General features: G+C 40.3%; 13 protein-coding genes. 4 read left to right on the forward strand and 9 right to left on the reverse strand.

Translation table 11 applies throughout. The annotated features are described in order from the left end of the window. Positions 1–18: 18 nt before the first annotated feature. A complete protein-coding gene (gene ggt, locus CXF80_RS02280; protein ID WP_101030841.1) occupies positions 19–1,770 on the reverse strand; it encodes a gamma-glutamyltransferase in 1,752 nt (583 codons plus the stop codon). A 113-nt stretch (positions 1,771–1,883) separates the two neighbouring features. Here ggt and CXF80_RS02285 point away from each other — a divergent pair, with 113 nt between their 5' ends. Further along, positions 1,884–3,059, forward strand: coding sequence for a GNAT family N-acetyltransferase (locus CXF80_RS02285; protein WP_101030843.1), 1,176 nt, complete (start codon positions 1,884–1,886; stop codon positions 3,057–3,059). A gap of 23 nt (positions 3,060–3,082) precedes the next feature. Here the strand turns inward: CXF80_RS02285 and CXF80_RS02290 are convergent, their stop codons facing one another. The 3 genes from CXF80_RS02290 to CXF80_RS02300 all read right to left on the reverse strand — a co-directional run bounded on the left by CXF80_RS02290 (position 3,083) and on the right by CXF80_RS02300 (position 6,075). Continuing rightward, a complete protein-coding gene (locus tag CXF80_RS02290) occupies positions 3,083–3,700 on the reverse strand; it encodes a LysE family translocator (protein ID WP_101030845.1) in 618 nt (205 codons plus the stop codon). Positions 3,701–3,803: 103 nt separating this feature from the next. After that, positions 3,804–4,844, reverse strand: a complete 1,041-nt coding sequence (gene hppD / locus CXF80_RS02295) for a 4-hydroxyphenylpyruvate dioxygenase (RefSeq protein WP_101030847.1) — start codon at positions 4,842–4,844, stop codon at positions 3,804–3,806. A 70-nt stretch (positions 4,845–4,914) separates the two neighbouring features. Continuing rightward, positions 4,915–6,075 carry a homogentisate 1,2-dioxygenase gene (locus CXF80_RS02300; protein ID WP_101030850.1) on the reverse strand — a complete coding sequence of 387 codons (1,161 nt, stop codon included), beginning with the start codon at positions 6,073–6,075 and terminating at the stop codon, positions 4,915–4,917. Between the two features lie 232 nt (positions 6,076–6,307). Here CXF80_RS02300 and CXF80_RS02305 point away from each other — a divergent pair, with 232 nt between their 5' ends. Then, positions 6,308–7,237 (forward strand): LysR family transcriptional regulator, encoded by a 930-nt coding sequence (locus tag CXF80_RS02305; RefSeq protein WP_101030852.1) that lies wholly within the window; start codon positions 6,308–6,310, stop codon positions 7,235–7,237. A 174-nt stretch (positions 7,238–7,411) separates the two neighbouring features. Beyond that, the gene (locus CXF80_RS02310) at positions 7,412–8,200 is read left to right on the forward strand and encodes a TIGR00266 family protein (protein ID WP_101034647.1); all 789 of its coding nucleotides are present in this window, start codon (positions 7,412–7,414) and stop codon (positions 8,198–8,200) included. Positions 8,201–8,399: 199 nt separating this feature from the next. Here CXF80_RS02310 and CXF80_RS02315 read toward each other — a convergent pair whose 3' ends face one another. Continuing rightward, positions 8,400–8,813 (reverse strand): YccF domain-containing protein, encoded by a 414-nt coding sequence (locus CXF80_RS02315; protein ID WP_101030855.1) that lies wholly within the window; start codon positions 8,811–8,813, stop codon positions 8,400–8,402. Between the two features lie 196 nt (positions 8,814–9,009). On the opposite strand from CXF80_RS02315, the gene CXF80_RS02320 reads away from it, so the two are divergent. After that, entirely contained in the window at positions 9,010–9,990 is a 981-nt protein-coding gene (locus tag CXF80_RS02320; protein ID WP_101030857.1) for a 1-aminocyclopropane-1-carboxylate deaminase, read from the forward strand. A gap of 255 nt (positions 9,991–10,245) precedes the next feature. On the opposite strand, the gene CXF80_RS20240 is transcribed toward CXF80_RS02320, so the two are convergent. The 4 genes from CXF80_RS20240 to CXF80_RS02335 all read right to left on the reverse strand — a co-directional run bounded on the left by CXF80_RS20240 (position 10,246) and on the right by CXF80_RS02335 (position 13,380). Continuing rightward, positions 10,246–10,419: a hypothetical protein gene (locus tag CXF80_RS20240; RefSeq protein ID WP_164839471.1), complete on the reverse strand. Its 174-nt coding sequence runs from the start codon at positions 10,417–10,419 to the stop codon at positions 10,246–10,248. Between the two features lie 891 nt (positions 10,420–11,310). After that, on the reverse strand, positions 11,311–11,997 hold the full coding sequence (locus CXF80_RS02325; RefSeq protein ID WP_101030859.1) for a ChrR family anti-sigma-E factor: 687 nt from the start codon (positions 11,995–11,997) through the stop codon (positions 11,311–11,313). Continuing rightward, positions 11,990–12,652, reverse strand: a complete 663-nt coding sequence (locus CXF80_RS02330) for a sigma-70 family RNA polymerase sigma factor (protein WP_101030861.1) — start codon at positions 12,650–12,652, stop codon at positions 11,990–11,992. Before CXF80_RS02330 ends, CXF80_RS02325 begins: the two co-directional genes overlap by 8 nt. 137 nt (positions 12,653–12,789) lie before the next feature. Then, entirely contained in the window at positions 12,790–13,380 is a 591-nt protein-coding gene (locus tag CXF80_RS02335; protein WP_101030863.1) for an LON peptidase substrate-binding domain-containing protein, read from the reverse strand. Positions 13,381–13,421 lie beyond the last annotated feature (41 nt).

The following is a 13,421-nucleotide window of genomic DNA, read 5'->3' on the forward strand; positions in this document are numbered from 1 at the left end:
AGGTAAATACTGAGCATTTTAGTAACCGATGGCGGCAGAACCTGAACGTCTTGGATCTGACGCCCCAAAAAGACCTTGTTCTGTCATCATTATTGATTGGGTACTGCCCATCGCATTTCCTACTTTGACTTTGTGACCTTTTGCTTCAAGTAATGAAATGGTATCGCGATTTAATGTATGTTCTACCCAAATAAAGTCGGGTAGCCATTGATGATGCATACGCGCAGCGGCTGTCGCTTCCGCAATATTCAATTTATGATCGATGACGTTCATGATCATTTGTAGGGTAATATTAATAATGCGCGAACCACCTGGGCTGCCGGTGACAATATATGGCTTACCATCTTTCATCACGATCGTTGGGCTCATTGAGCTAAGAGGACGTTTATTGCCTTCTACTGCATTAGCTTCACCACCAATTAACCCATAACCATTAGGTGTACCGGGTTTAGCCGAAAAGTCATCCATTTCATTGTTTAATAACATACCCGTACCTTTAGCGACTAGGCCTGAGCCATAACTGAAGTTAAGGGTATAAGTATTAGCAACCGCATTGCCCCATTTATCGATAATCGAAAAGTGAGTGGTTTGATCGCTCTCATATGGAGCCAGTTTTCCGGGTTTAATTTCGCTGCTGGGTGTGGTTTTATTAATGGATATTTTACTGGCTATATTTTTAGCGTATTCAGGGCTTATCAATTGTTTCATGGGGACTGAGACAAAATCTGGGTCGCCTAAATACTCACTACGATCAGCATAGGCATATTTCATGGTTTCGGCCATAAGATGCAAAGTATCTGCGCTATTGTGGCCTAATTTATCAATGGGGAATTGCTCGAGTACTTTGAGCATTTCGATAATATGAATGCCGCCTGAAGAAGGTGGTGGCATAGAGACCACTTCATAACCACGGTAATGACCTCGTACAGGCTCACGTTCAACGACTTTATAGTTAGCAAGATCCGTAAGACTCATCATGCCGCCGGCATTGGTAACCGCAGTAACAATTTTTTCCGCGGTTTCGCCTTGATAAAATCCTTTACTGCCTTTTTCTGCGATTAACGATAATGAATGGGCTAATTCTGGTTGTTTAAAGATCTCATTGACTTGGTAATTACTACCGTCAGCATGGTAGAAAATTTCTGCTGAACTCGGCCATTGGGTGATCCGTGACTTAAGGCCACTAAGAGAGTTTGATAAATCAGAGGTTACCGAAATACCGTCTATGGCTAACTTCATGGCAGGGGCAATAACCTGTTTCATGCTCATGGTGCCATATTGCGTTAACGCAAGTTCCATCCCCATCACGGTGCCAGGAACACCAACGGCTAAACCATGTTCACGACTGAGTTTATCGACGGCATTGCCTTGCTCATCAAGGAAGATATCTTTATAGGCTTTTGCCGGTGCGGTTTCACGGTAATCGATGGCAATGGTTTTATTTTGCTCCGCTATATGCACCAGCATAAAACCGCCACCACCAATATTACCCGCACGAGGTAATGTCACTGCAAGCGCGTATGCCACTGCCACAGCAGCATCAACGGCATTACCTCCTTGTTTCAAAATATCAACGCCAATTTGACTTGCTAATGCTTCTTGGCTTGAAACCATGCCATGCTTAGCATAGATTGGCTGAGCCGTTGCCATTTCACTAAAAATGGATGTTTCGTTTGCTTGGCTGTCAGCAATATGAAGCGCAGGATAACAAAGTGTCAGTGTTAATGCGGTGCTCAAAAAAAGCGGTGTTAATTTAGGGAGTCGAGTCACGATCAATCCTTGGTGTGTATTGAGAAGATACTGTGATAGAACATGCCACATGAGAGCAATAATTGGTATGAGTTTTTAGGCCTAGAGCATTATTGATAATAGGGACAGTGTGGGTGAAAAAAACACAAGCACGAGTTTATAAATATAAGTTTATTAACAATATTAGTGATATAGACAGTAAAGTATGGCATGACTTTTTTGGCGTGGAACATCCTTTTACACGTTATGAATATTTATCTGCACTCGAAATGAGCCGATGTGTTAGCGCCGAAACGGGCTGGACACCTATGCACCTTATGGTGATGGATGCGGATAATGTTATGGCATTGATGCCGCTCTATCTTAAAACTCATTCTTGGGGCGAGTATGTGTTTGATTGGGCTTGGGCTGAAGCGTATGAGCGCCATAATATAGACTATTATCCAAAACTGGTGAGCAGCATTCCATTTACACCCACAACGGGTCAGCGTATAGGCTTCAATTCCGAGCTTTCAACCCTCGAGCAGCAACAGCTTATTGGCCATATTCAAACTTACTTGTCGCAAGCGGTAATTAAACACAATTGGTCATCTTGGCATTGTTTATTCACCACGCCCGATCAACAGCAACAGTTGACACAAGCCGGGGTAATGGAACGGGTTGGTTGCCAGTTTCATTGGCACAACCAAGGTTACGTTGATTTTACGGACTTTCTTGGTACATTAACCTCTCGTAAACGTAAAAACATCCTCAAAGAGCGAACCTTAGCAAGACAACAGCTAGCGTTTCGCTTTGTTGATGGCGACAAGGCCACTAGTGAACAGTGGCAGGGTTTTGTTCGCTGTTATCAAAATACTTATTTAAAGCGTTCTGGTCACACAGGTTATTTATCGCCAGCTTTCTTTGAACAGATAGCGGCAACGATGGGAGCGTCAATACGGTTATTAATGATTGAAAATATTGAAGGACAATTAGTCGCATCGGCACTGTACTTTGTTTCAGGTACGCATTTATTTGGCCGCTATTGGGGAGCATTAACCGAATGTGATGGGGTGCATTTTGAAGCCTGTTACTACCAAGGAATAGAGTACGCCATCGCCAACAAATTAGCGGTATTTGATGCAGGTGCCCAAGGTGAACATAAGGTGGCTCGAGGATTTTTCCCGGTTAAAACCACCTCAAGCCATTTTATTGCCCATGAAGGCTTTAATGAGGCAATTGGCCATTTTTGTGAGCAAGAGCAATCACACATTGATATTTATATGCAGCAAATGTGCGAACAACTGCCGTATAAGACTAATGATAAATGATAAATAGAGTCGTTCAGTATGGGTTAGCCTAGTGCTAACCAGATCCCAACAAGTACCATTAAGCTTCCCGCGATACGGTTCATTAAGCGAATGTTATCTCCCCGGCTTAGAAATAGTCGTAAGCTTTTACCGCCACTAGCATAAGCTAGCATAGAGACGCTTTCGGTTATCATAATAATACCGAGTAATACCGCCAGTTGTGGTCCTACGGCATTATCGACATTGATAAATGGCGGTAATAACGAAATCATAAACGCCCAACCTTTGGGGTTGGCAATCGCGGTAATAAATCCTTGGCTGATTAAACTGATGCGACTGGTTTTCACTTCAAGGCCAGTGATGATGGCCATTTTGCCTTTAGCGCGCCACATATTAATGCCAATGTAGCCAAGGTACGCACCACCAACCCACTTAAGAATGTCGAACAATTGCGGGTAATTTAGCATGATGCTGGCAACCCCAAGTACTGCTGCAATGGCGACCAAGGCCACGCCCACTAATTCACCCAACATCATCCACAACGTTTTTCGCACGCCAATACTCATGCCTAGGGTCATGGCTAACGTCATGCACATACCCGGAGTGATTGATACAAAAAAGAACGTCGGAATAAAAACGGCGAGTACAGCGTAATCTGGCATTGAAAAATTCTTTGGTTAACGAAATAGATGGCAGAGTGTAATAGGCTAAAATGATAAAAACCAGCATTTTGCTGGTTTTTATGTATCACTGAGTGTCTAAAAACTAGAGCACGCCGCGCTTGATTTGATCGCGTTCAATGGATTCAAATAACGCTTTAAAATTACCTTCACCAAAGCCGAGGTTATTTTTACGCTGAATGATTTCAATGAAGATTGGCCCAAATAAGTTTTTGGTGAAAATTTGTAATAAATACCCATCTTCATCACCATCAACCAAAATCTGATGGTGCTTGATACGATCGTGATCTTCTGTCACCTGTGGCAACTTCTCAAAAATGGTGTCGTAATATTCAGGAATAATATCCAGTGTTTGGATTGAGGTATCTTCCATTGCATCTAATGAGGCGACAATATCACGACTTCTGAACGCCAGATGTTGAACGCCAGGGCCATTGTATTCACCCAAATATTCATCAATTTGATTTTTGTTATTGCCTTTACCTTCGTTAATTGGAATGCAGAAGCTGCCATCTGGAGAACGAAGCGCATAAGACACAAGCGATGTTTGCGCACCACTAATATCAAAATAACGTACCTCGGTAAAACCAAAAATATCTTTATAAAAGTTAGCCCACTTTTCCATGGTGCCTTTGTAGACATTGTTGGTCAAATGGTCGACCTCCATAAAGCCTTTCTCAGGCGTGATGACAGGTTGCTCTAAATCGACAAAGTCAGTTTGATAAATATTGTTTTGTTCACCAAAGGTGTCGATAAAGTAAATTAAGCTGTCACCAATACCGTAAATGGCCGGGTATGGCATGTCTTTATTGGCATCATCTGCGGGTTTTGCACCACGAGCTACCGCTTCTGTAAAGGCAAAGTTAGCATCTTCAACGCGCCAACCCATGGAACAAATTGCCGGACCATGAGATTTTGCAAATTGAGCAGAAAAGCCTGCACGGCCTTTATTCAATAAAAAGTTAATGTCGTTTTGTTTATAGTAAACAATGTCATTATCTTTGGCTTTTTTTAGCATTGAAAAACCAAAATCAATAAATACTTGGTGCATATATTCAGTATCTGGACTGGCAAATTCGGTGAATTCAATGCCTAACAGGCCCAGTGGGTTTAGTTCGCTTGCCATTTTGTCTTCCTCTATTTTATGTCAACACGTCATCACTCTTAGGTGACTTGGGGTAGAGATAAATGTGATCTTAGTTTTCTAACCAAGAGCGGTTGTAATCATCACTCATGCAATTTTTAACATGAGAGGTTAAATTTAGTGGGGCGAAGGTATCGACCATCACCGCATATTCGTAGGTGTCTTTTTTGCCGATAGAGGCTTCTGTGCGACCAGGTTGAGGCCCATGTGGCACCCCTTTTTGGTGTAAGGTCATGTAACCCGCTTCAATGCCAGTGCGGCTCATAAAATCGCCGTCGACGTAATACAAGACTTCATCGCTGTCGATGTTGTTATGGTAATAAGGTGCAGGAATCGATTTAGGGTGAAAGTCATAAGGACGTGGCACAAAATTACAAATAACAAAGTTATGTGCGCTGAAGACTAAATGCTCTGACGGCGGCAAATGAATTTTACCCACTTTAGGGGCATATTCGCTAATGTTGAATGCCCATGGATACACACACCCATCCCAGCCGACTAAGTCAAATGGATGCCATTGAAGTGTCATTTCTTGGTAGCGCTCACCGAATTTACACATTAACGGAAACTCACCTTTTTCAACCACTGCATCAGTCAAGGTTGGCGTACGAATGTCTCGTTCACAGTAAGGAGCAGACTCCAACATTTGGCCATATTCGTTTCTAAAATGCTTTGGCACTTCCACCATGGACGATGATTCGATAACAAATAAACGCACATTTTGATAATCGTTAAATCTCAGCTGGTAAGTTGTCCCGCGAGGAATAATTAGGTAATCCCATTTTTGGGTGTTAATCACTCCATATTCACTGAGTAGTTGTCCTTCACCCTCGTGAATAAACACCACTTCGTCAGCATAGGCATTGCGATAAAACGCATTGGTGTCTTCAGTGACTTTAGCGGTATACATCGCCACGTCATTATTGAAAAAGATTTTATTACGGGCGCTGAAAAAGTTGCCTTGGCAGTCGGCTTGGCGCGAGTCTATTTTGTAATTTTGGATCAGTGGGTCTTGCCATTGTTCACCATGAGATAGCGAGTAAGGTTGAACGTTTATCGCTTTGGTTGGCATATTGTGATGGTATTTATTCGAATAAATATTCGAAAAGCCATGAGTTGAAAATAATTCTTCACGATACAGCTCACCGTTGTCTTTTTCGAAGGCAATATGGCGTTTGGTCGGGATCTGACCTTGCTTAACATAGAATGGCATGTGGTTGTCCTATGGTGGATCGACTGTGAGTGTCGTGATGTCTGTAATACGATTGGTATTGATTGTTGTTATGGCCTAATCGCATTGGGTAAATCAATTTGTGATCTAACTAACAATTTAGTGGTAAAGATCAACAAAAAAAAGAATAATAAAAAGCTTAACTCAATCTATTTATTAGATTGTTATGTTAACTTTACATTTAGTGTACGAATAATGAGACAGTGGAAATCTTATGCGAATAGATATTGATGCCTTTAATGTACTGCAAGTGCTTGTTGAAGAAGGAAGTTTTTCGAAAGCTTCTGAGCGATTACATAAAGCGCAATCGGCGGTGAGCTATCAAGTTAAAAAATTAGAGCAACATCTTGGGGTCACATTATTTAACCGCGATAATTATCGCGCCGAATTAACCCCCGAAGGCAAGGTTATTCTGGCTGAAGGGCAACGATTACTGCAGCATTTAGCCAATATTGAACATCTGGCCAGTCGTTTTAGTCAGGGGTGGGAGCCTAAGCTTGAGTTAGTGATAGACGGTGCTTTACCGATGGAACCGATCATGACCGCGCTTAAGCGCATGTCAGAACACAATATACCCACTAAAGTGCAGCTTAACATGGAGTTTTTAGGCGGCGTACAGCATCGTTTTGAGCGCGACCAAGCAGACTTAATGTTGGTCAAGGATTATCGTACTGGCCCCTCGTATCATCCTAAACCGTTACCTGCGATTACCAGCGTGCTAGTGGCGTCATCACAACATCCATTAAGTCAGTTAAAAGGCATTAGTTTGCCCGAGTTACAACAACATGTTGAGTTAACCATTGAAGATTCATCTCCTGGTAAACGTGACCGCGATGAAATGCAGTTTGGCGGCGATAAAGTATTTTATTTGTCAGGTTTTATTATGAAAAAAAATGCCTTACTAAAAGGTCTAGGTTTTGGTTGGATGCCGGATTTTTTAATTGCTGAAGAATTACATCAAGGGCAACTGATCGAGATTGATTTTATTGGTGGTAACCGCTTTAGTTTTACACCGCAATTAGTGTCCACACTTGAACGTCCGCTGGGGCGAGCAGGGCAACTATTTACCGAGCTTATTCTGCAAGAATTTGCTCGATATCAACAGCAACAACAATCAGGGTTAAGTGGAGCCGGATTAGGGTAAACATTGGCATAATTCTATTAACTAACATAGAGATAATACAACGTGGATCCAGAATGTTGATATATTGTTATGTTAAATCGCCGATCATTTTGTTACCTTAAATAATACGTATCGAGCAATGCCTTATCGATGTTAGGCGATTACAAACATTAAATAAATTTTTAGGGAATGAAAATAAGCATGAAAAGTCATGAAGTAGATTTTGAAATTATTGGTTCTAGCATGCAGCTGGTTGAAGTTGAATTAGACCCAAATGAGTCTGTGATTGCTGAAGCGGGTGCCATGACCTATGTTGAAGAAGATATTGGTTTTGAAGCCAAGATGGGTGATGGCTCTGAGCCAGAATCTGGGTTTTTTGGTAAATTACTTGGTGCGGGGAAACGGGCTATTTCCGGTGAAGGTATTTTTATGACCCACTTTACCAATGAAGGCCAGCAGAAACGAAAAGTGGCTTTTGCGGCGCCGTTTCCGGGCACCATTTTGGCGATAGACTTAGCTCAACATCAAGGCGAACTTATCTGTCAAAAGGACAGTTTTTTAGCGGCAGCCTTAGGCACGCAAGTGAGCATGAAATTTAATAAGCGCTTAGGAACCGGTTTTTTTGGTGGTGAAGGATTTATCCTACAAAGCCTTAAGGGTGATGGCATGGCGTTTGTGCATGCGGGTGGGACACTGATAAAAAAAGAATTGCATGGTGAGACCTTGCGGGTCGATACGGGTTGTTTAGTTGGATTTACTCCCGGGATTGATTATGACATTCAGCGTGCGGGCTCTTTAAAGTCGATGGTATTTGGCGGAGAAGGCCTGTTTCTTGCCACTTTAAAAGGTCATGGGACTGTGTGGTTACAAAGCTTACCGTTTTCTCGCATGGCTGATAGAATTATTGCTCATGCGCCTTCAAATGGCGGTAAAGATCAAGGTGAAGGTTCAGTACTCGGTGGAATAGGGCGGATGATTAACTAATCGGGATATTAGCATTGAGTGCTCAGACGATTATAAGTCATCGCGCCGATTTAGTCTGAGCTGTCCTTAAAGGGATTGAATAATTTTTTTGTGCCCAAAATGCGTCAATGGCAATTAAAGGTTGTCGATGCTATTAGGCAAATAAAAACCGATAGCATTAGGCTATCGGTAATTAAGAATAGCGGCAGTTCACATGTTATTAATAAGTGGGTTTAGCGATAATAGTTTGCCCGATAGGGGTTAAACTTAACAAGGCCAACTTAATGTGTTGTATCGCAAAAGGGATCCCAATAATGGTGATGAAACAGGCTAATGCATGCACTAAATGACCAATAGCGAGCCAAATCCCAAAACATAAAAACCATAGCACATTACCCACTAAGCCTAGCGTGCCAGTACCAATATCTTCTTGGCCAGAAATGTGTTTGCGGTTAACCGTTTCTTGTCCAAATGGCCAAAAAGCTAATTCGCCAATAACAAAACAGGCTCTGCCAAAAGGGATGCCAATGATACTGATAAAGCACAGTACCCCCACAAGCCACCAAGCAAGGCCCATCACAAAACCACCCATTAAAAACCAAGCAATATTAAAGATTAAGCGTAAAAGTGACATTTTCATTCCTATCAAGAGTCAATATAAATTAATATAAGCGAGAATCATGCCATTGTTATAAGCTTATGATTTTAATTGTTTAAATGTTATTTTCGACATTGAGTGTCTGTTAGGTCTGACAATTAATACAAATGAATCGATGAGAATTATCATTTTTTAGTTAAAATACCCATATTACAGTTGATTGAGATAAGACATGTTTTCGATAAGCCCAGTAGAGTCGATGAACTTTGACGGCCACACCATCTACATTAAGCGGGATGATTTACTGCATCCTGATTTTAGTGGTAATAAAGCACGTAAGTTTTATCATTTTTTGCATCATGATTATTCATATGTAACCCGCCTAGTCGGGGCCGGTTCTGCACAAGCTAACTCTTTGTATTCATTATCGGTGCTGGCTAAGCAGCAGGGCTGGCAATTTGACTATTACGTTAGCCATATCAGCAATTTTTTACTACAACACCCCCAAGGCAATTACGCTGCCGCGATACAAAATGGGGCTAATATTATTAATGTTGCTGAGTTGCCATATGCCGATAACATAGCCGGCATGCATTTAGATGATGTTGTGCAATACATTCTGCTATCAACCCCGACTTACGCCGATAAACAACATCTACTGTGTATTCCTGAAGGTGGGCGCTGTGAATACGCAGAAACGGGTATTGCGCAGCTTGCTAGTGAAATTATTGAGTGGGCTCAGATTAGACAACAAATTAAGCTCATGGTTTTTTTACCTTCTGGTACCGGCACCACGGCAGCTTATTTAAATAAGCAACTAATACAACAGCTGGCTCAATTGCAATTAACACCAGTACTTACTATTGAGGTATTAACCTGCAGCACGGTTGGCGGTGATGATTACTTACGCCAGCAATTTTCACAATTAATTGATGAAGTTTATTATCCTCACATTGTTAGTGATGGGCATAAATATCATTTTGGAAAATTATCGCGGCGTTGTTTTGATATGTGGCAAACCGTATGTCAGTCTGGAATTGAATTTGAGTTGTTGTATGACCCTGTCGGATTTTTAGTATTACAACATTATTTGAAGACTAATACGTTGACTAATACTGCTATTTTATATGTACATCAAGGTGGGATATTAGGAAATAAAACGATGTTGCCAAGGTATCTACGAAAGTTTTCAAATTCGATTAACGCTTCATGACAACGAAAACGTAGTCACGCTCTAATTTTCGTCAGATTTATGACGATTAAGAAAATTAACTCATTGATAAAATGGGTTTTGTGTGAGTTTCGTTAGGTTTTTTGTTCTTATTCGACTGAGGTTTGAACTGGAGTAGTCGTAAAGTAGTAATTCATTTTGCTCTGTTTTAATAAACATCGGTAATTGAGAGGAGAATACCGAGAAATGAGTTTATTAAATACCAGAGCAAATGATTAACGCTTAGCGTTAGGGATATTACTTATTTGCAGAGATTAACCATTTCATGAAGTTCATTGCTTCAATGCGCTTTGAAAAGGTCTTTTTGTTTTTACCTAAGCTGTCGGTAAAAGCAATTGAGTTTTTGTTTGACGAAATAGAATTAACCGGGAAGCTAACTGAGATTTCGTGTCCATTCATGTTGTATGACATTGGTCACACTCCTTTTTATATATTCACCATTAGGTGAGACAATTGTTCAATAAAATATCCTTGGCATTTTTTAGTGTTGCGAAAGATTAATGTTTCGAGATTTAACTTACCCTATCTTTTACTCACTAATCAAGTGTTGTTATGTCAATAGTTGATTAAGGTCTACTTTGTGTCTGCAACATTGATGTTGTGACATAACCTTAAGGCAGTTGATACAAATGGCACTTAATTTTGTAAGTTGAACATAGTTTTATGACAGCAAGATTACGTGGATAGAAATTATCATATCAACATAGATCAATTGAAAATCAAAAACGATGAACATAAGCTTGTTTTGGGTTTATTTACGAAGTGAAGTTGAGCAGACTTACAGGTAGGCAACCAAAATTAACAAGAAAACTAAATCTGCATGGATAATATACTGAGTGTTTGCATATGGCAATAGTCTTTTTCAAATTTTAATCAAATTAAAGCTCATTTCGATTAAAAAATGGGCAATACGGCCTCCTGAGCGGTTGTTTATACTTAAAATAGCCTGTGATGCGGGCATTTTGTAAAAATAGATATGAGCATGCTCATCACTTATGCTCTACCTTACGGTGTTAACAACGTAAGCCCAGCTATGCACTAATCATGTTTAAACCACCCTAGCTTAATTTTGTTTACTGAAACAAATTAAGCTAAGGAACTTTAAAACGGGATAATAAACGTTTATTAAACAGCACCTATGACTCTAGCTGCGTAGCATTGGCCCAGAACTTCAGCAATTGATGATTCAATATACCTTGCTAGCAAAACAAAGGCTAAGTTCACTGTTAATAAGCTGAAGATAGGCTGAATTTATCCGTTTATCCCATTTGATATTACGATTTTAAATTAATAAACCAATGATTAATAAAGTAAATCGCCAATTGGATTTAATAACTTACTTATGCCTTTAGTAAAATATAAAGGGGCATCAACAATGGTATAACACAAACAGCCTTCAAGTGTTTTAGGAGAATGTTGATGTTCTTTGTCGAGCAACATAAAATCACCAGGTTTATAAGTGTTGTAACAGTCGCTGAACTCTCCTGCGAGTAGTAAGGTCAGTTCTGCACCTTTATGAGTATGCTCAGGGATCTCACCATTAGCAGCTATGTGTAACAAGCTTGCTCTTGCTTGCGGCTCACCGGTATCGAGTCGTAAACGACTGACTTTGCCAATACCTTGCCAAGAAGCGTTAATTTTTTTACGAAAAACTCTTGGCAGTGGGTAATGATGACCTTTAATGCTGACACTGTTATCTTCAATGCTCTTGTCGATATTAGGTTGCGCAGCTTCTAAGGTATCTAAGGTTGAATTCAAGAACTGGGCAAGCAATGCATCTAGCTGATTATTATCAGTGCTATCAACCGATTGAGGTGCCGCAGTTGTATTAAATTGCTGGTCAGACAAGGTAATCGTCATTTGATCGATTTGCTGTTGGCAATGTTGGCAAAATTCGGCGTGAGCAGAGATTGCCATCGACATAGACAGTGGAAGTTCGCCTTTAGCATGGAGATACAATAAATGCGGGTCTGGGTGGTAATTAATCATAATGTTTCTCCATAAAACTTTTTAATTTTTCCAATCCTAGTCGAAGCCGAGATTTAACGGTGCCGATTGGAATATTAAGTTTGTCTGCTAACTCTTGCTGAGTAAGCTCTTGCATATAGATGCCTTGGACTACTTGACGCTGCAGAGGAGGTAACTCTTTCACGTGCTGTAATAATGTTGCCGATAACAAAAAATCTTCATCATTATGTTCAGCGTCATCGGATTCAAATAAAGGCCAAATATCATCACCGAATGAATCTTCGCGGTTATGTTGTACTTTACGAAGCATATCAAAACATTGATTGCGCATAATGGTAAACACCCAAGTACTTACCGCTGCTTTATCAACGTTGTATAGATGAGCTTTGGTCCACACTCGAGTCATGGTTTCTTGTACTAAGTCCATGGCTAAGCCTTGTGTGCTTAAACGTTGAACCCCAAAAGAATTAATTTTTGGGGAAAAATGTGAAAAAAGCTTAGCAAAAGAGGTTTTGCATCGATTGTTAGCTACTTTCATCATTAATGCAGCGAGTTCATCTGCTATTGGATTGGGTTCGTCTGTTTTCATAGCACCATTTCGATTAATTAAGGGTCTTTGTACAAGAGACCTCTTATCATAACCAATTTGTACGCTTTGTGATTGAACATTTTCCATTATTTTCACTCGCATCCAATAAATAAGTCATTAAGCTTAAGCATTTACTTTATATATGCCTTAGCTCGTTCAAACTGAACAAAACATAATTCACAAATTTATACGCTGCGTAGTAGAGTTCAGATCACTCGTTGAGATTATTTTATAATATCGAGTAGGAATGATTTAGCTAATCTATGGTCATGACTATTAATACACTGATATTTTTCTTTTGAACTCAGAGGGATAATTTCAAGCCAACGTTGACATACCCAAGCTATATCATTAAATTTTTCTTCCGAATAATGAGCAAGATGCTGAGGATATTCCTGCAAAATCTGCTTCAAAGTACTACTGAGCAGCTTATCTTTTTTACGATCTATCTGATGAATGTGTGGTTGTGCATTTTGTTGTTCAATAATATCGCTCGGCCAAGAATCAATTAAGCTCACATCTGCTCGCTTTAAACCGTCATCATCAACGCTGATTTGGTTAATTGTAAATGTTTTTTGGCCTTGAATACTGATACCCAGTAAGCCGTCTTCAAGCATTTCGAAGTCGATTATCTTGGTCAATGTACCGATAGGTAAGATGGATTTGTTATCATCAGCCAACATGCATAAGCCAAAACCTAAACCACTTTTAAGGGATTCGGAGACTAAGCGTTTATATCTCGGTTCAAAAATGCGCAATTGGGTATACCCCTGCGGTAATAAGCAAATAGTTAATGGGAAAATAGGGATTATCATAGCTGCCTCCATATGACACTTAGTCGGTAATTTGATCTGTC

Origin of the sequence: Shewanella sp. Actino-trap-3, assembly GCF_002836275.1 — a bacterium.
Classification (GTDB): Bacteria; Pseudomonadota; Gammaproteobacteria; order Enterobacterales; family Shewanellaceae; genus Shewanella; species Shewanella psychromarinicola.